Source organism: Erwinia mallotivora (assembly GCF_000590885.1).
Classification (GTDB): domain Bacteria; phylum Pseudomonadota; class Gammaproteobacteria; order Enterobacterales; family Enterobacteriaceae; genus Erwinia; species Erwinia mallotivora.
On sequence record NZ_JFHN01000056.1, the window covers coordinates 79,169 to 97,967 of the forward strand.

Below are 18,799 nucleotides of genomic sequence, written 5' to 3' on the forward strand. Positions count from 1 at the left end.
TATTGTTACTGGAATGAGTTATGCGCTCTGAAGCCCGTTCGCGTTCTGACTGAACGGGCCATGGCGCTCAGGCCTCGTTCAGCGGCCATGTGTCACACTCTGTGCCGTTTACCCACAGACGGCGGTGTTCCTGATGCGGCAGGGTGATATGCAGTTTTTTCCAGCCGGGCTGAAAGTGGCCTTCAGTCGTGATGGTCAGTCGGATAGCGCGGTCGTCACAGGTCATCCGCCAGTTCAGCCACAGGGCATTGCCCTGTTGATAGCCCCAGGATTCACCGTCATCCTCAAACAACAGGCCCTCAGCGCTGCCCACGCCTTTTAACGGGAACAGCTTCAGCTCTCGCTGATTATCTTCCGCCACATTCACCGCCCGCAGATGCTGACTGAGCGGCAGGCCCGCGCCTGCGCGCACCAGCAGCGGCAGTTTTTCCAGCGGGGCGGCCAGCGTGACCCACTGCCCGCCGCTGTACCACTCGCCGCTGTAAAAATCGTACCAGCCGGTGAGATTATCCGGCAGCCACAGCGACCGCTGACGCTGGCCCGGTTCCACCACGCTTGCCACCAGCAGGTCGCGCCCCAGCATAAACTCATCGCCTTCCACAAAGGTCTGCGCATCATTTTCATGGTCGAGAAAGGTGGGGCGCAGCATCGGCTCATCATCGGCATGGGCCTGCCACAGCAGGGTATAAAGGTAAGGCAGCAGGCGATAGCGTAGTTCGATGGCGTCACGAATGGCGGGGGTCACCGCCGGATACATCCAGGGTTCGTTGACCGTGTGGTCATCATTCCAGGAGTGAATGGTAAAGCGGGGATGCATCACGCCATTCTGTACCCAGCGCACAAAGAGTTCGGCGTCCGGCTTGTCCCCGGCAAAGCCGCCAACATCGTGACCGAGGTTATACAGACCGGAAAGGCTCATACCCAGCCCCATGCGTATGTTATACCGCAGGGTCTGCCAGCTGGTGCGGTTATCCCCGCTCCAGGTCTGCACGTAGCGCTGCATCCCGGCGCAGCCGGAACGTGAGATCAGAAAAGGGCGTTTCTCCGGCGCGAAACGCTGCTGCGCTTCCATTGAGGCGCGCATCATCAGCAACGGCATCACCGGGCGGATATCCTTTATCGCCAGGCTGCGGCCAAAGCCGTGACAGCGCGCCTCGCCATCCCACACTTCATATTCGTTGTTGTCGTTCCAGGTTGAATCTATGCCCATCTCCAGCAGTTGGCGGGTTACCCCCTGTTGCCACCAGGTAATGGTGGCGGGGTTGGTAAAGTCGAGGTGTGAGCCTTCATCGTCCCAGAATGCAGAGCGCTCAGGCTGGTCGCTTTCAGAGTCGCGGATAAACAGACCCTGCGCGGCAACGGCCTGGTACTGGGGGTGATCCTGCAACAGACAGGGCTTGATATTGGCGGCCAGATGCAGCCCGGCGGCGTGGAAGGCGGCGCTCATCTGCTGCGGCTGCGGCACTTTTTCCCGGTTCCAGTTAAATACGTAACGCTTGTTGTTGATTGAGGTGTAGCCGGAGGAGAGCTGGAACGAATCACAGGGGATCGCCTGTTCGCGGCAAAGCCGGATAAAGTTCATCAGCTGCTGCTGCGCGTCGGGCGCATCGGTGTAGTGCATGGTCGAGCCGCTGTAACCGAGGCTCCATTTCGGGCCGAACAGCGTTTTACCGGTGAGACGAACAAAGGCTTTGGTGACATCCAGCACCCGGCAGCCGGTGAACAGGTAGTAATCGATATCGCCACTTTCCGCCTGCCAGCGGCGATAGGGTTGATGATAGTTATCCAGCTCGTTGCCCAGGTCCAGCTGGGTGTTGCTCAGATTGTCGTAATAGAGGCCGAAGCTGATGTTGTCGCGCCGGGTCAGGGTAAAAGGAATATGTTTATACAGCGGGTCGGTGGTGGCGGCGTTGTAGCCCATTGCATCCAGATTACGCATCTCATACCGTCTGCCGTTACGTTGCAAATCACCGGCTTTCTCCCCCAGCCCGTAGTAGCGTTCGTCGGGCTGGCGGCGCAGATAGTGGGCGACGCCATCCCCGTGGGCATTCAGCAGATAGGCGCTGGTGGTCCGGTCGCCGGTGAGAAACTGCCATTCGCCGTGCGGATCAAGATAGTGCCACTCCAGCCACAGCGGCTGATGCACCGTCACCCGTAACTGACGGGTGGTCAGCACCAGGCTGTCAGCCTGTTCGCTGACGGTAAAAGCGGGCAGGCTGAATCCCGCCAGGCTCTCGCGCGAACGTCCCTCCCAGGGCACGTCGCCCTGCGGGGCAATGCTCCAGCTGCGGTCGGGATTAAATTCGCCCTGACGTTTTACCGCCACCCGGATCAGGTTTTCTTCCAGCACATACAGGCAGAGATGATGCCTGCCATCAACGATTAACTGAAGGTGGTGCGCATCCGACTGCGCCAGGGTCCAGTGTTTAAGGGTTTTCATGGTCAGTCTCACTCTCAGGCGCGCGTGGCGCGGCGTTCAGCAATAAAGGCGATCAGGAACGGGGCACCGATCAGATCGAAAAATCCCATCGCCACAAACAGCGGATTGAATCCAATCCGGTCGGCGGTGACCCCGATAATCAGCGAGAAGATAAAGCTGGAGATCCACGCAAACGAACCGCGCATTCCGTTGACCGTTGCCATCTGCCCTTTTTCAAACGACTCCACCACCAGCGCGCTGAGCATGCAGGAGATAATCTGGTGCCCAAAGCCGCCAATGGAGATCAGCACAATCGCCATATACGGATTACGGGTGGTGGCGACCAGCGCCAGCGACAGCATCAGAAAAGCACCGGTAACAGAGCTGGCAACAATGGAGTTAACCCGGGTGCAGCCAAAAAAACGCAGGTAGATGCGCGTCAGATAGCCGCTGACCACGCTGCCCAAATCGGCGGCCAGAAAGGGCAGCCAGGCAAACATGGCGATCTGCTTCAGATCCATTCCCATCTCTTTCGCCAGGTAGAGCGGCACCCAGAAGCTGAGCACGCCCCACGCCGGTTCGGCCATAAAAGCTGGCAGGGCGATGCCGTAGAAACGTTTGTTTTTGCAGACGGTTTTCAGCGCGGTGAAAAAGGGCAGTTTCAACGCAGGCGGTTCATTATCCTGCCGGATATAGGCCAGCTCTTCTCCGCTGAGGTTGGGATGCTTTTCAGGCGAGTGATAGAACAGCGCCCAGGCCACCACCCAGCACAGCCCCAGAATGCCGGTGAACAGGAAGGCACCCTGCCAGCCAAACGAGCCGTGGGCAAAATAGATGATTGGCGGTGCCAGCATCGCCCCCATAGAGAAGCCAACCCCGGCCCAACCGGCAGAGACCGGTCGCTCCTTTTTCGGAAACCACTCTCCCAGCGTTTTGGCATTCGCCGGGGTGGCGGCCGCCTCCGCGCCGCCCATAAAAAAGCGCAGCAGCAGCAGATGCAGCCAGTTACTGGCTCCGGCATGAAACAGGCAGGCCAGCGCCCAGACCGCGGCACAGATTAAAAAGCCTGCCTTCAGGCCGATGACATCAATCAGCCAGCCACACAGCGGCTGAAACAGGGTATAGGCCAGCTGGAAAGCGCCGACGATCCAGGAATATTGTTCAGTGGTGATGCCGAGGCTGGTTTTCAGCTCCGGCGCGAGGATGCCCAGCGAATTGCGGGTAATGTAGTTGACGGTGACGCCGGTCAGAAACAGCACCAGCACCCACCAGCGCAGATTGCGGATAATGCGCTTACTTTTTATTGCGGTCCCTGTCAGTACAGTGCGGTTCATATTGTTCTCCACGTTGAGTCGGCTGTGGTGCGAAAAAACAATAAGAAGGCGGCGGCATACTGCGCGGCTGCATTGATAACGGCTGTTTTTGTTTCGCGAAACCGAGTGAAACACAGCCGGCATCACCGGTCGCCATACAGAGGGCTTTATTGTGATTTGGTTAACCAATTTTATCTTTATGGGTCGATCGCGGTCACAAAACGGGCAGGTTCAGGCAGCGTCAGGCGCTAAAAGGCCGATTATGCTTACTGTGATGCAAACTGGTTGACCTTTTTTCAGGCCGCCTGGCCGATGCAGCAAACGCTTAAATCATCCCGGAGGAGAGAAAATGGAACAAACATGGCGCTGGTATGGCCCGAACGATCCCGTCTCGCTGGCCGATGCCAGACAGGCGGGCGCGACCGGCATTGTCACTGCTCTGCACCATATCCCGAATGGCGAAGTGTGGAGCGTGGCAGAGATCCGCAAAAGGCAGGCCATCATTGAACAGGCGGGGCTGGTCTGGTCGGTAGTGGAGAGTGTCCCGGTTCATGAGGAGATCAAAACCCGCTGCGGACAGGTTGACCAGTGGATCGCCAGTTACTGCCAGACGCTGCGCAATCTGGCCGCGTGCGGCATCCGCACCGTCTGCTACAACTTTATGCCGGTGCTGGACTGGACGCGCACCGATCTTGCCTGGCCGCTGCCGAACGGGGCGAAAGCGCTGCGTTTTGACCAGATTGAATTTGCCGCCTTCGACCTGCATATTCTCCGGCGTCCCGGTGCCGCCGCAGATTATCAGCCGCACGAGGTGGAGCAGGCCGCCGCCTGTTTCGCCGCCATGAGCGAGGATGCCAGGGCGCGCCTGACCCGCAACATTATCGCCGGCTTGCCTGGCTCGGAAGAGGGCTACACCCTGGAGAAGTTCCGCGCCCAGCTGGCGCGCTATCAGCACATCGACAAGGCTCGCCTGCGGGAGAATTTTGCCCATTTCCTGCGGGAGATAATTCCGGTGGCCGAACAGGTCGGCGTGCGTATGGCGGTGCATCCGGACGATCCACCCCGACCTGTACTGGGCCTGCCGCGCATTGTCTCTGACGTCGATGATATGCAGTGGATGGTGGAGACGGTCAGCAGCCCGGCCAATGGGTTCACCTTCTGTACCGGTTCTTACGGGGTGCGCGCCGATAACGACCTGCCTGCAATGCTGCGACGTTTTGCCGAACGCGTCTGGTTTATTCATCTGCGCGCCACCCTACGGGAAGAAAATCCCAACAGCTTTCATGAGGCGGAGCACCTGGGCGGCGATGTGGATATGGTGGCGGTGATTAAGGCGATTGCGACAGAGGAACAGCGCCGTAAAAGTCTCGGCGAGCCGGATGCCATCCCGATGCGTCCCGATCACGGTCATCAGATGCTGGACGACCTGCACAAACAGACCAATCCGGGTTATTCTGCGATTGGCCGCCTGAAAGGGCTGGCTGAAATTCGCGGCGTCGAACTGGCCGTTCGCCGTACGTTGTCCACTGACGGAGCCTGAGATGATCCCCGACACGTCTGCATCACGTCCTTATCAGCAGGTGGCTGCCCGACTGCGCGAAATGATCCTCCGGGGCGCGACCGCCGTTGGCGATCGCCTGCCCGCCGAGCGGGAGATTGCCGGGCAGCTTCAGGTGACGCGCACGCTGGTGCGTGAAGCGTTGATCATGCTGGAAATTGAGGGGCTGATTGAGGTGCGACGCGGGGCCGGAATTTATGTTGTCGCCATGCCCGCATCCGGCCAGCGCCAGGCGGCAGGCGGTCAGGCACCGCAGCAGGAGAGCGCCGGTCCGTTTGAACTGTTGCAGGCGCGACAGTTGCTGGAGAGCAACATTGCCGAATTTGCTGCCCAGCAGGTGACGCCTGCTGATATCAGCAAAATGCGCCAGGCGCTGCTGCTGGAGGAGCAGGAGCTGGCGACCGACAGCCTGGACGACACGGAAAAGGGCGACCGGCTGTTTCATCTGGCCATTGCCGAAGCCACTCACAACAGCCTGCTGGTGGAGCTGTTCAGGCAGTCATGGCAGTGGCGGGTGAATAACCCGATGTGGGCGCAGCTGCATCGCCATCTCGACAGTTCCCACTACCGGCAGGCGTGGCTGGAGGATCACCGGCGCATCCTCGCGGCGCTGATAAAAAAAGATCCCCGCGCCGCGAAATGCGCCATGTGGCAGCATCTTGAAAACGTCAAACAGCGACTGCTGGAGTTTTCCGATGTCGATGACCTTAACTTTGATGGCTATCTGTTTGCCTCATGGCCACTGGGCGAAGGCAGTGAATGAGCGGGCCAGCCGCGCAGGGCGATGCTGCTCTGCCGTCGTGCGCACCGGCGGGCCGTTTTTACTCTCCCGCCGTGCAGTCAGGCCGCCTGTTCCTGTGGGATGTGGATATCGGCGCTGATCCTCTCCCCGTTGTGGTCAAACACCATGCAGTGATGCGGCCAGAAAGAGGGGCGTAATTTCTGATAAGGACGGAAATGCACATCACCCGGCAGCAGCATTTTAAAACCGTCATGGCCGTGGCTCTGACCAAACAGACAGGTGTTGTTGCCCAGGCGCTCCACCACTTCGCAGTGGAAATCAAGCTGTAACGGCGCGTCGCCGCCCATCTGCAACTGCTCCGGCCGGATGCCCAGCGTCACCTTGTCTCCGGGCTGCAATGGCCGCTGCGGCACCGGTAAGGTCAGCAACCGTTCCCCTTCGTTGATGCTGACCACCAGTCCGTCGGCCCCGAACTGGACGACGCTCGCGGGCAAAAAATTCATCTTCGGCGAGCCGATAAATCCGGCCACAAAGCGGTTCACCGGGTTGTAATAGAGCGCCATCGGTGCGCCGACCTGTTCCACCCGGCCGTCATTCATCACCACAATTTTATCCGCCAGCGTCATCGCTTCGACCTGATCGTGGGTGACATATACCATGGTGGTTTTCAGTTCCTGATGCAGCCTGGCGATATGCAGGCGCATCTCCACGCGCAACTCCGCATCAAGGTTCGACAGCGGCTCATCAAACATAAACACCCGTGGATTGCGCACGATAGCCCGGCCAATCGCCACACGCTGCCGCTGACCGCCGGACAGCTCTTTGGGTTTACGCTCCAGCAGATGGGAGAGTTGCAGCGTTTTCGCCACCCTCTCCACCAGACGGGCAATTTCCGCTCTGGCCATGCCGTTGACCTTCAGCCCGTAGCCGATGTTTTCCGCCACGCTCATATGCGGGTAGAGCGCATAAGACTGGAACACCATGGCCACGCCACGATGTGCCGGGGCGACATCATTGACGGGCCGATCGTCAATCAGGATCTGGCCGTCACTGACTTCCTCCAGTCCGGCAATCAAACGGAGCAGGGTGGATTTGCCGCAGCCCGACGGGCCGACAAACACCGTGAATTCGCCTGCCTCAATATCCAGAACAATATTTTTCAGCGTTTCTGTTTTGCCAAAGCGCTTGATGACATTTCTCAGTCTGATGCTGGACATGTAAATCCTCATCGCAAATCGGGTGGATGAACAATAAATGTATTACGTATAACAAATTGATGTTTTTGCCGGCAACCCTTATCCGGCCTGAGCTGACTATAGCGCTGCGATGAAACCTGCCCTAACGGCGATTTTGATTTATGTAACAGCGATCACACATTGGTGAGAACAGGCTGGAGATAAGTCGGGCTGGCGCGTAGCGTATGACATTAACAGGGTTGACTGTCTCCTCCTCTACAGGCCGCTTAATCAGCAAGTTGTGATGTTAAAAGCCGGGAAGGATATCGGATGCCGAAAGAAAAATGTAATACGCTCACATGAGGCCGACAATGAAAAGTAAAACACGCATCACGCTGCTGCTGTCAGCACTGCTCCTGAATCAGACGGTTTACGCGGCTCAGCAGCTGACCGTCTGGGAGGATATTAAGAAGTCGGACGGCATTAAGACGGCGGTCGCGGATTTCAGCCGGCAGTTTAATGTCGAGGTGAAAGTGCAGGAGATGCCTTTCACCCAGCAGATTGAGAAGCTGCGGCTGGATGGCCCGGCCGGGATTGGTCCCGATGTGCTGGTTATCCCTAATGACCAGTTGGGGAGCGCGGTGGTGCAGGGGCTGCTGGCCCCGTTAAAGGTCGATGCGGCGGCGCAGGCGGCGTATACGCCTGCGGCGATGGCGGCGTTCACCGAGGGAAAGGTGGTATACGGCATTCCGAAAGCGGTGGAAACCCTGGTGCTGATTTACAACAAAGATCTGCTGCCTGCTCCGCTCAGCACGCTGGAGGAGTATCGCGTCTTTTCAAAAAAACAGCGCGAAGCGAAGCAGTACGGCCTGCTGGCCAAGTTTGACCAGCTCTATTACAGCTGGGGAGTGATGGCACCGATGGGGGGCTATCTGTTTGCTAAACAGAGTTCCGGGGCGCTGAACACCAAAGATATCGGCCTGAACACGCCGGGCAGCGTCGCCGCCGTGACCCTGCTGAAAAGCTTCTTCAGTGAGGGGCTACTTCCTGGCGGCATTCTGGGGGACAGCGGGCTGAACGCGATTGACTCGCTGTTTACCGAAAAGAAAGCGGCGGCGGTGATCAATGGCCCGTGGGCATTTCAGCCTTATCAGGCTGCCGGTATTAACTATGGCGTTGCGCCATTGCCGATGCTGCCGGATGGCAAGCCAATGAGCTCATTTCTCGGCGTGAAAGGTTATGTGGTGTCGACCTGGAGCAAAGACCAGGCGCTGGCCCAGCAGTTTATCCAGTTTATTAACCAGCCGCAGTACGTCAAAACGCGCTATCAGCAGACTCAGGAGATCCCGCCGGTGGTGGCGCTGATGAACGATCCTGTGATTAAAAATGATGAAAAAGCCAATGCCGTGGCGGTGCAGGCTGCGCGGGCGGTGGCGATGCCTGGCGTACCGGAAATGCAGGAAGTGTGGGGACCGGCCAACGCGGCGCTGGAACTGAGCGTCTCCGGCAAGCAGCCGCCAAAAGCGGCGCTGGATGCCGCCGTTAAGCAGATTTCCATGCAGATCGACGCAATGCAGGCCAGCAATCAGTTACCGGGCCGCAACCTGAGCCGCCAGAATAAGGATAATGATGTGATTATTTCTCCCAGTGAAAAGCTGACGCTGACCCCGCGTTCACGTCGCCATGCCATAACCGGCGCGCTGCTGGCACTATTGCCGGGATGTGGTCAGTTTTATCATCGCCAGTGGCTGAAAGGCGGCTGTTTTCTGCTGCTGCTCAGCAGTTTTGCCGGGGTGTTCCGCCAGGTGCTGCCACAGGGATTATGGGGGCTGTACACCCTGGGGGAGCAGCTACCACGGGATAACTCCATCTTTCTGCTGGCGGAAGGGATTCTCAGCCTGTTGATTGTGGCTTTTGGCCTGGCGCTCTGGCTGCTGTCGCTGCGCGATGCCTGGCTGAACGGCGCAAAGCGCGATGCGGGACAGCCGCTCAACAGCGTCCGTAAGCAGTATCAGCTGTTGTTGCGCGATGGCTTTCCGTATCTGATGATTACGCCGGGATTTATCCTGCTGGTGTTTGTGGTGGTGTTTCCCATTCTGTTCGGCTTCGCCATTGCCTTTACCAACTACAACCTTTACCACTCGCCACCGGCCAGACTGGTGGACTGGGTGGGCGCTAAAAACTTTATCAATATTTTCAGCCTCTCTGTCTGGCGCTCCACCTTTGTTGACGTGTTGCAGTGGACGGTGGTGTGGACGCTGCTGGCTACCACCCTGCAATGTACCGTTGGCGTGCTGCTGGCGATTCTGGTCAATCAGAAGGACCTGCGCTTTAAACCCCTTATCCGCACCATTTTTATTCTGCCGTGGGCGGTGCCGGGATTTGTCACCATCCTGGTGTTTACCGGCATGTTTAACGACACCTTCGGGGTGATTAACAACACCATTCTCGACTTCTTTGGCATTGCGCCAAAAGCGTGGCTGACGGACCCTTTCTGGACCAAAACCGCGCTGATTATGATGCAGACCTGGCTGGGCTTTCCGTTTGTGTTTGCCATGACTACCGGGGTGTTGCAGGCCATTCCGGACGATCTCTATGAGGCGGCGATCATGGACGGTGCGAGCGCCTGGACCCGACTGAAAACCATCACCCTGCCGCTGGTGCTGTATGCCATCGCGCCGATCATCATCACCCAGTACACCTTCAACTTTAATAATTTCAATATCATATATCTGTTTAACAACGGCGGCCCGGCGGTGGCAGGCTCCAGCGCGGGCGGCACGGATATCCTGGTTTCATGGATCTACAAGCTGACCATGTCATCGTCGCAGTATGCCATCGCCGCCAGCATCACCATTCTGCTGTCGATCTTCGTGGTCGGCCTGGCGCTGTGGCAGTTCCGCGCCACCCGCGCATTTAAACAAGATGAGATGGCGTAAGGAGCACTCATGGCAAAGTCGGTCAGTATTAAACGCGAAAAATGGTTGCGCCTGTCGCTCAGCTGGCTGCTGGTGGGGCTGGTTTCGCTGATTATCATCTATCCGCTGGTGTGGACGGTGGGCGCATCGCTGAATGCGGGAAACAGCCTGCTCAGCAGTTCCGTGATCCCGGAAAACCCCTCGCTGCAACACTATCGTGACCTGTTCAACGGCAGCGTGCCTTACATGACCTGGTACTGGAATTCACTGAAAATCAGCGTGCTGACCATGCTGCTGACCCTTGCCAGCGTCAGTTGCACCGCTTATGCCTTTTCGCGCTTTCGTTTTAAGGGGCGGCAGAATGGTCTGATGCTGTTTCTGCTGTTGCAGATGATCCCGCAATTTTCAGCGCTGATCGCCATCTTCGTGCTGTCGCAGCTTCTTGGGCTGATTAACAGCCATCTGGCGCTGGTGCTGATTTATGTCGGCGGGATGATCCCGATGAACACCTATCTGATGAAAGGCTATCTTGATGCCATTCCGAAAGATCTGGATGAATCGGCGCGCATGGATGGCGCGGGCAATTTCCGCATCTTTATTGAAATCATTATGCCGCTGTCAAAGCCGATCCTCGCGGTGGTGGCGCTGTTTTCTTTTACCGGCCCGCTGGGGGATTTCATTCTCTCCAGCACCATTCTGCGCACGCCGGAGCAGTTCACCCTGCCGATTGGCCTGTATAACCTGGTGGCGCAGAAAATGGGTGCCAGCTACACCACCTATGCGGCGGGCGCGGTGCTGATTGCGCTGCCGGTGGCGCTGCTCTATCTGGCATTGCAAAAATACTTCGTCTCCGGCCTGACCTCAGGCAGTACTAAGGGATAAACATGTTACCAAAATCGTTACTACTCGCCCTGGCGCTGGCCTGGGCGGCACCGCTGCCTGCGGCAAATTCACCGGTTATTGCCTCTGCTGCACCCTGGCCGGCGGGCTTTATCAGAGGGGCGGATATCTCCACGCTGGCGGAACTGGAGAAGCAGGGGGCGAAATTCTATAACGCCGACAACCAGTTACAGGACCCCATCGCCATTCTGAAAGCCAACGGGATTAACACCATCCGGCTGCGGCTGTGGGTCGATCCTTATGATGACAGCGGCCAGGCTTACGGCGGCGGGACGGACGATCTGCCCACCGTGCTGGCGCTGGCTAAGCGGGTGAAGGCCGCCCGGATGAAGCTGTTACTGGATCTGCATTACAGCGATTTCTGGACCGATCCCGGCAAGCAGTACAAACCCAAAGCCTGGGAAAAACTGAATTTTGTCCAGCTACAGCAGCAGGTCCACGATTACACCCGCGACACTATCGCCCGTTTTAAGGCTGAAGGGGTGATGCCGGATATCGTGCAGATCGGCAATGAACTGAACGGCGGCATGCTGTGGCCCGACGGCAAAAGCTGGGGGCAGAACGGCGGCGAGTTCGACCGGCTGGCGCTGCTGCTGAAAGCGGCCATCAGCGGCCTGCGTGAAAACCTCAGCGATCCACATCAGGTAGCCGTGATGCTGCATCTGGCGGAAGGCACCAAAAATGAGACCTTCCGCTGGTGGTTCGATGAAATAACCCGACGTCAGGTGCCGTTCGATGTCATCGGCCTGTCGATGTACACCTACTGGAACGGTCCGATTAGCGCCTTGCAGGCCAATATGAACGACATCAGCCAGCGCTACGGCAAAGATGTGATGGTGGTGGAGGCGGCTTACGCCTGGACCCTGGAAAACTGTGACGCAGCGGAGAACAGCTTCCAGGCCAAAGAGGAGAAGGCGGGCGGTTATCCGGCCAGCGTGGCCGGGCAGGCGGCGTATCTGCACGATCTGATTAAAGCGGTGCAGGCGGTGCCAAATCAGCGTGGTAAGGGGGTGGTGTACTGGGAGCCTGCGTGGATCCCGGCGACCGGCAACAGCTGGGCAACGCCTGCCGGAATGAAATACATCCATGATCAATGGAAACAGGGCAATGCCCGTGAAAACCAGGCGCTGTTTGACTGCCAGGGCAAAGCCTTGCCTTCATTGAAAGTCTTCAATTAACCGGCTGGCACAGAGCCAGATGCTGCTGATTTTAAAGAGGAAGTGCGATGACTAAATTTCCACCGCTGATACCGGGGGTCAATACCCTGCTGCATGGTGCGGACTATAACCCTGAGCAATGGGCGCACCTGCCGGGTATTGTCGATGATGACGTGGCGATGATGAAACAGGCCCACTGTAATGTGATGTCGGTTGGCATCTTCAGCTGGTCAACGCTGGAGCCGGAAGAGGGACGTTACAATTTTGCCTGGCTGGACGCGCTGCTGGACAAGCTGCATGAAAATGGTATTGCGGTGTTTCTCGCCACCCCCAGCGGCGCACGTCCCGCCTGGATGTCGCAGAAATATCCGCAGGTTCTTCGTGTCGGGCGGGATCGCGTGGCGGCACTGCATGGTGGGCGTCACAATCACTGCCTGACCTCGCCGGTTTATCGTCAGAAAGTGCAGGCAATCAACCGCCAGCTGGCGGCGCGTTACAGCCATCATTCGGCGGTGATTGGCTGGCATATTTCTAATGAATACGGCGGTGAATGTCATTGTGATGGCTGCCAGCAGGCATTTCGTGACTGGTTGCAACGCCGCTATCAGACCCTGGATAACCTTAATCAGGCCTGGTGGAGTACCTTCTGGAGCCACACCTACAGCGACTGGTCACAGATTGTTTCGCCTGCGCCGCAGGGTGAAGTCTCCATTCACGGGCTGAATCTGGACTGGCGGCGCTTTACCACCGACCAGGTGACGGACTTCTGCCGTGAGGAGATAGCGCCGCTGAAGGCCGTCAATCCCCAGCTGCCCGCCACCACCAATTTTATGGAATATTTCTACGATTACGACTACTGGAAGCTGGCACAGCCGCTCGATTTTATCTCCTGGGACAGCTACCCGATGTGGCATAACCAGCAGGATGAAACCACGCTGGCCTGCTACACCGCCATGTATCACGACCTGATGCGCACCCTGAAACAGGGCAGGCCTTTTGTGCTGATGGAGTCAACGCCGGGTGCCACCAACTGGCAGCCAACCAGCAAGCTGAAAAAACCGGGGATGCATATTCTCTCTTCGTTGCAGGCCGTCGCCCACGGCGCGGACGCGGTGCAGTATTTTCAGTGGCGAAAAAGTCGTGGTTCGGTAGAGAAGTTTCACGGCGCGGTGGTGGACCACGTCGGACACCTGGATACGCGCACCGGGCGCGAAGTGACTGAGCTGGGCCGGATGCTGGCGGCGATGACGCCGGTGACCGGCAGCCGCATTGAGGCGAAGGTGGCGATTATTTTTGACTGGGAAAGCCGCTGGGCGATGGATAATGCGCAGGGCCCCCGCAACATCGGTCTGCACTATGAGCGCACGGTTAATGAACATTATCGTGCCTTCTGGGAGCACGGCGTGGCGGTGGATATCATTAATGCCGACGTTGATTTCAGCGGTTACAGTCTGGTGATCGCGCCGATGCTGTATATGGTTCGCGAGGGGTTTGCCGCGCGGGTGGCCGCGCATCTGCATCAGGGCGGCCATTTTGTTGCCACCTACTGGAGCGGCATCGTCAATGAGAGCGACCTCTGCCACCTTGGCGGTTTTCCCGGTCCACTGCGTCCACTGCTGGGCATCTGGGCGGAGGAGATAGACAGCCTGACCGATGAGCAGTTTAACCGCGTCAGCGCAGTTGACGGCAACAGCCTGGGGCTGAAGGGGACGTACCAGGCACGCGAACTCTGTGAGCATATTCATCTGGAAGGGGCAACCGCACTGGCGCTGTATCAGGATGATTTTTATAGCGGAATGCCGGCGGTGACGGTTAATCAGGTGGGGCAGGGACGCGCCTGGTATATCGCCTCCCGCAACTGCCTGGCGTTTCATCGTGATTTTTACGCTGCGCTGATTGAACAGCTGGCGCTCCCGCGTGCGCTGGCCGCCGATTTGCCGTCTGGCGTCACCGCCCAGCGGCGAAGTGATGGCGAGCAGGCATTTATTTTCCTGCAAAATTTCAGCGGCCAGCCTTGCAGTGTGACGCTGCCTGAGGGGCACAGCGACCTGATTACCGGCGAAGTGCTCAGCGGCGAGCTGCCGCTTTCCCCCTGGGGCTGCCGGGTACTCTCCACGCCACTGTCCTTTACCTGAAGCATACGGCTGTCCCGCAGATGACAGCCTGCGGGTATGGCGATGGTAGCGGATGCTCCCGAACGCCGGGGGCCTCTGGTTGATATCCACTCTGGCAGGCATATGCCTGCTTTTTTTATCCGTTGGAGGAGAGAAGTATGGTGAGTCTGAAGTCGTTCAGGCATTACATCGACCAACCGGCAGCGACAGTGTCCTCTGCTGACGAAGAGTTACTGGACCAGCTGCTGTGCTGTTTTGGCGGACGCGATAACATTCAGCGGGTGGATGCCTGTCTGACTCGTCTGAGGGTGACGGTAAAATCTCTGGCGCTGGTGGACTCAGACGGTCTGCAACAGGCCGGCGCCATTGGGGTGGTGATTCTGGGTCAGGAGGTACATGCCATTTTTGGTCTGGCGTCGGATAGCCTGCGGCAGTTACTGGAGGCGCGGTTCTTTCAGGGCAACAAAAAAGGATAACCAGTAACGGTTATCCTTAAGCGTATCGCGACAACAGGGTCAGACCGGCAGTGGCGGCCTGCTGCTTACCACCAGGCCTCCACCTGCACACCGAAGTTCCAGGTATCGTTGCTGGTGTTGTCCTGGAAACTGTGGCCGTTTTCAGAATCGTTAAGATAAGAGGCGAAAACTCTCAGCTCCGGGCGGGACATAAATTCCGGACCGGCAGCCAGACCCAGCGCCAGGGTATATTTCTGCCCCGCCTGCTTGTAGTCGCTGCCATCCCTGTTTTCATCCTTCTGCCAGAAACTCCCCACCTCGCCAATCCCCCTGACATAGTTGGTGAACTGATACTGCGCGCGTCCCACCAGAGAGAGTAAGGTACTCTTTGCCGTCTCTGCGGTGACGTCATCTGCCGACCCCCAGGTAAAGACCTGATTAAATGACAGCTTGTCAGTGACCGGTAACAGGCCGGTATTGATCACGCGGTAGCCGGTGGCGCTGGTGGTGTCATGCCACATGTCATACCAGCCGCCACCCTGCGAGATCATATTCTGTGCCAGCCCTTTGTCGGCATACTGCAACACCAGTTTCTGGTAACCCCCCCACATATCCTGACTGATTTCACTGGTGAGCATCACGCCATTGTCAGCATCATACAGCCCGCCATACTCTTTCTGCTGCCGGGTGGGATTCGGCATGGCATAGTCAACGCCAAACTCGGTCCAGGCACCGTTCCAGGGTTTCCATCCGGCATAGCGCAGATCGAGGTAGTTGATATTAACGTCGTTATCGCCATTTACCCGATAATCCAGATCGTTGGCATCACCGCGGATCCACGCCAGCGAGACGGCACCAGGACCCAGGGTATAGTTTTCGATACCGGCACCCGAACCAGAAATGTTCCAGTATTTGGTATCGATAATGTGCAGGTCATGGCGCTGGTAATAACGTTTACCTCCCCAGATCACTGCGTTTTTATCACCGGGCACCAGCCCTTTAATCTGGAGATTCAGCTGACGCAGACCGAACTGCGCATCATCGCCAAAGGTGGTTTCATTATCGTTGGAGCCATCGGAGAACATGCTGACCATGGTATCCACGTAGAAGCTGACATCATCTTTTTTGTATACTTCGCTGCCCAGCTCCACTTCGCCATAGGTGTCAGCTTCATTGCCGAGACGACCCAGTTTATTTTTTTGCCACTCTTCCATGCCACCATCACGCGATACCCCAACCCCGCCGCGCAGATAGCCGTGGAAGTCGATGTTATCAATGGCAGCATACAGGGCGGGTGAGGTCAGTGCTGTGGCAAGCGCCACAGCGGCAGTGCGTAGCCTGGTGTTCATACTCTCTCCTGAAATTTGTAATACGTTCACATAACGGAGGTAGTAAACGGCTTGCTGTTGTGGGCTGGCAATCGAATTGTCAAAGCTGTGTGATTTAGTGCAAATAAATCAGCCATAATTGTAACGATTGGTGATAGCGATCACCAATCGTGAAATGTGAACGTCTGACTTTTTTCAATGTTATAGTGCAATTTTATCTGCCTGAGCGGGTTTGCTTCAGCGCTGTGATACAATTTTGCCAACTGATAACAGGGACACGAGTGATGAAATCAAAAAGTGCCACCCTGGAAGATGTCGCCCGCCATGCGGGGGTGTCATACCAGACGGTTTCCAGAGTGTTAAACAAGTCGGCGAACGTTTCGCAGGCGACGCGGCACAAGGTGGAAGAGGCGATTGAAGCCTTACGCTATGTGCCAAACCGACTGGCTCAGCAACTGGTGGGCAAGCAGAGCACCACGCTGGGACTGGTCACCACCTCGCTGGCATTACATGCGCCTTCACAGGTGGCTGCGGCGATTAAGCATTACGCCAATGCAGCCAGCTATCAGGTGCTGATTGCGATGATCGGTGAGAACGTCAAACAAAGTTTGCAGGACTCACTTAATGAGCTGAAATCGCAACTGGTGGACAAGGTGATCATTAACGTGCCGCTGGAGAGCGAGGATGCTGAACGTATCGTGGAAGAGAACCAGGATATTTTGTGTCTGTTCCTTGATGTGGACCCTTACAGCTCGGTGTTTAACGTTTCGTTTAATCCCGCTGATGGCACCCGTGCCAGCGTGAAATATCTCTGGGAGCAGGGGCACCGTGAGTTTGCTCTGTTGGCCGGACCAGAAGGCTCAGTTTCTGCCCGTCTGCGTCTGAAAAGCTGGCTGGAGACGCTGGAAAGTTACCGCCTGCAGCCGGTCAATATTTGTCATGGCAACTGGGATGCGCAGAGTGGTTACAGTGGCGCATTGCAGCTGCTGCGTGAAACGCCCAACTTCACGGCACTGTTGGTGGGTAACGATCAGATGGCATTAGGGGTATTGAGCGCGTTTCATCAGCAGGGGGTGGCCGTACCGGGGCAAATTTCGGTAATCGGTTACGATGATACTTATGAGAGCGCGTTTTTTTATCCTGCACTGACCACCGTCTCGCTCGATCTTAATTTGCAGGGCAAAGAGGCGGTTGAGCGTATTCTGCACGCAGATGAGCAGGAGACGGGACATTCATCATCAATCCTGCCCGCCCGACTGGTGGTAAGGAATTCCACCGCAGCAATGGGGGAGCAACGTCTGGATTTAAGCCAGATCGCCGAACAGCTACGTTTGCTTGCCGGACGGCTGGGGTGACGTAAAGTCATCTCTTTAATGTCGCTGACTGTAAATTTCGTCAGGTGAAAAGTCAGCAGCACTTAACAGGAGAGGGGAGGCCGCTTAGGGATATCGGGGCTTGCCGCCTGATCAATTCATCCGACCAGATTGATTCTGCGCAGTTTTGCGGCTCAGGCCGCATGACGGTGAACCGGTTTCACGTCATTCTTTTAACTCTCTGATGCTCATCCATTTTCCCGGCAAAGGGACATGCCTCTCGTGATTTCTCACGTCATAATCCTGATTATAGCTTTACACCTGTATAGCATGTGACCTATATTATTAAGGAGGATTTGTGTGGGCGATTAAAACAACGGATACCTTTGATAACTGGTTCTCGTCACTGAATGACAGCGATCGGGCCTGTGTACTGGCTGCCCTGATTGTTTTGAGGGAGAAGGGACCCGGCTTATCAAGACCTTACGCTGACACGCTACATGGTTCGCGGTTCAGCAACATGAAAGAGTTGCGCATTCAAAGCCGCGGCGACCCGATACGCGCGTTTTTCGCTTTTGACCTAAACCGCCGGGGCATCCTGCTCTGTGCCGGTAATAAGGTGGGTAATGAAAAACGTTTCTACCGTGAGATGATCCCGCTTGCTGACAGGGAATTTACTCACTGGCTTAACATGTTAAACAACAAGGAGTAGCGCGATGGGCAGAACCCTGGAACAGCTTATTGCCGATGAAAAACCGGAAGTCGTCGCTGACGCTCAGACAACAGCCACGGAGATTCTGCTTAATATTCACCTCGCCGAGCTGCGCGAAAAAGTGCAAAAAACGCAGGTTGAAATGGCGCAGTCGCTGGGGATCAGGCAGCCCACCGTTGCTGCGATGGAAAAACCCGGTCGCGACCTGAAACTTTCCACCCTGAAACGTTACGTTGAGGCGGCGGGAGGACGATTGCGTGTGGATGTTGAACTGCCTGATGGTTCTCACTTCGGCTTTGCGCTGTGAGTGTTGCCGGGCATGAGGCGAGAAATTACCTTCTCCTGATTGCAGGGAATATCGCTGTCGCAAAAGCAAAAAACCAGATGTCCGAAGACATCTGGTTTCTCTAAATCTGGCTCCTCTGACTGGACTCGAACCAGTGACATACGGATTAACAGTCCGCCGTTCTACCGACTGAACTACAGAGGAATTGTTTCAACGGAGCGCATGTTATCTGCCACTCCTGACATTGTCAAAGGCGTTATGCAGCTTTCAGCTGCGTTTGCTGGCAAAAACAGCAATTTGCTGATTTTCTCCGCCCTTCGAATAAAATAACGGCGCTGGAGTGGGTTAACGGGTGGCAGCATCTGCATCATTTCCCAAACCCAAACCCAAACCCAAACCCAAACCCAAA

Annotated in this window: 15 protein-coding genes, 1 tRNA gene and 1 pseudogene; 11 read left to right on the forward strand and 6 right to left on the reverse strand. The window is 56.8% G+C overall.

The annotated features are described in order from the left end of the window. Window positions 1-67 precede the first annotated feature (67 nt). Both BG55_RS15150 and BG55_RS15155 read right to left on the reverse strand, forming a co-directional pair. Window positions 68-2,440 (reverse strand): glycoside hydrolase family 31 protein, encoded by a 2,373-nt coding sequence (locus BG55_RS15150; RefSeq protein ID WP_034939160.1) that lies wholly within the window; start codon window positions 2,438-2,440, stop codon window positions 68-70. 14 nt (window positions 2,441-2,454) lie between these two features. Further along, on the reverse strand, window positions 2,455-3,753 hold the full coding sequence (locus tag BG55_RS15155) for an MFS transporter (RefSeq protein WP_152542797.1): 1,299 nt from the start codon (window positions 3,751-3,753) through the stop codon (window positions 2,455-2,457). 328 nt (window positions 3,754-4,081) lie between these two features. On the opposite strand from BG55_RS15155, the gene uxuA reads away from it, so the two are divergent. Together uxuA and BG55_RS15165 are read left to right on the forward strand one after the other, a co-directional pair. Then, a complete protein-coding gene (uxuA, locus tag BG55_RS15160) occupies window positions 4,082-5,272 on the forward strand; it encodes a mannonate dehydratase (RefSeq protein ID WP_034939163.1) in 1,191 nt (396 codons plus the stop codon). A gap of 1 nt (window position 5,273) precedes the next feature. After that, window positions 5,274-6,053, forward strand: coding sequence for an FCD domain-containing protein (locus BG55_RS15165; RefSeq protein ID WP_034939165.1), 780 nt, complete (start codon window positions 5,274-5,276; stop codon window positions 6,051-6,053). Window positions 6,054-6,130: 77 nt separating this feature from the next. Here the strand turns inward: BG55_RS15165 and BG55_RS15170 are convergent, their stop codons facing one another. Further along, window positions 6,131-7,249: an ABC transporter ATP-binding protein gene (locus BG55_RS15170; RefSeq protein ID WP_034939167.1), complete on the reverse strand. Its 1,119-nt coding sequence runs from the start codon at window positions 7,247-7,249 to the stop codon at window positions 6,131-6,133. 329 nt (window positions 7,250-7,578) lie between these two features. On the opposite strand from BG55_RS15170, the pseudogene BG55_RS21995 reads away from it, so the two are divergent. The 6 genes and pseudogenes from BG55_RS21995 to BG55_RS15195 all read left to right on the forward strand — a co-directional run. Further along, a pseudogene (locus tag BG55_RS21995) lies at window positions 7,579-8,796 on the forward strand (extracellular solute-binding protein); the annotation flags it as partial. Window positions 8,797-8,838: 42 nt separating this feature from the next. After that, window positions 8,839-10,146 carry a carbohydrate ABC transporter permease gene (locus tag BG55_RS15175; protein ID WP_034939224.1) on the forward strand — a complete coding sequence of 436 codons (1,308 nt, stop codon included), beginning with the start codon at window positions 8,839-8,841 and terminating at the stop codon, window positions 10,144-10,146. A gap of 9 nt (window positions 10,147-10,155) precedes the next feature. Further along, window positions 10,156-11,007, forward strand: coding sequence for a sugar ABC transporter permease (locus BG55_RS15180; RefSeq protein WP_034939170.1), 852 nt, complete (start codon window positions 10,156-10,158; stop codon window positions 11,005-11,007). Window positions 11,008-11,009: 2 nt separating this feature from the next. Then, window positions 11,010-12,203: a glycoside hydrolase family 53 protein gene (locus BG55_RS15185; RefSeq protein ID WP_034939173.1), complete on the forward strand. Its 1,194-nt coding sequence runs from the start codon at window positions 11,010-11,012 to the stop codon at window positions 12,201-12,203. Between the two features lie 47 nt (window positions 12,204-12,250). After that, window positions 12,251-14,317, forward strand: coding sequence for a beta-galactosidase (locus BG55_RS15190; protein ID WP_034939176.1), 2,067 nt, complete (start codon window positions 12,251-12,253; stop codon window positions 14,315-14,317). Between the two features lie 137 nt (window positions 14,318-14,454). Further along, entirely contained in the window at window positions 14,455-14,772 is a 318-nt protein-coding gene (locus BG55_RS15195) for a PTS sugar transporter subunit IIB (protein ID WP_034939178.1), read from the forward strand. Between the two features lie 65 nt (window positions 14,773-14,837). Here the strand turns inward: BG55_RS15195 and BG55_RS15200 are convergent, their stop codons facing one another. Continuing rightward, window positions 14,838-16,100: a maltoporin gene (locus BG55_RS15200; protein WP_034939181.1), complete on the reverse strand. Its 1,263-nt coding sequence runs from the start codon at window positions 16,098-16,100 to the stop codon at window positions 14,838-14,840. A 263-nt stretch (window positions 16,101-16,363) separates the two neighbouring features. On the opposite strand from BG55_RS15200, the gene BG55_RS15205 reads away from it, so the two are divergent. From BG55_RS15205 to BG55_RS15215, 3 genes are all read left to right on the forward strand, one after another. Then, window positions 16,364-17,434 carry a LacI family DNA-binding transcriptional regulator gene (locus BG55_RS15205; RefSeq protein ID WP_034939183.1) on the forward strand — a complete coding sequence of 357 codons (1,071 nt, stop codon included), beginning with the start codon at window positions 16,364-16,366 and terminating at the stop codon, window positions 17,432-17,434. A 316-nt stretch (window positions 17,435-17,750) separates the two neighbouring features. Next, a complete protein-coding gene (locus BG55_RS15210) occupies window positions 17,751-18,104 on the forward strand; it encodes a type II toxin-antitoxin system RelE/ParE family toxin (protein WP_034939186.1) in 354 nt (117 codons plus the stop codon). A 4-nt stretch (window positions 18,105-18,108) separates the two neighbouring features. Next, window positions 18,109-18,411: a transcriptional regulator ProR gene (locus BG55_RS15215; RefSeq protein WP_034939189.1), complete on the forward strand. Its 303-nt coding sequence runs from the start codon at window positions 18,109-18,111 to the stop codon at window positions 18,409-18,411. A gap of 107 nt (window positions 18,412-18,518) precedes the next feature. Here the strand turns inward: BG55_RS15215 and BG55_RS15220 are convergent. After that, window positions 18,519-18,594: transfer RNA gene (locus BG55_RS15220), tRNA-Asn, on the reverse strand. Beyond that, window positions 18,585-18,799, reverse strand: a 215-nt coding sequence (locus tag BG55_RS23300) for a hypothetical protein (protein WP_235192774.1), incomplete at its 5' end; no start/stop codon positions are given. The genes BG55_RS15220 and BG55_RS23300, both read right to left, overlap by 10 nt.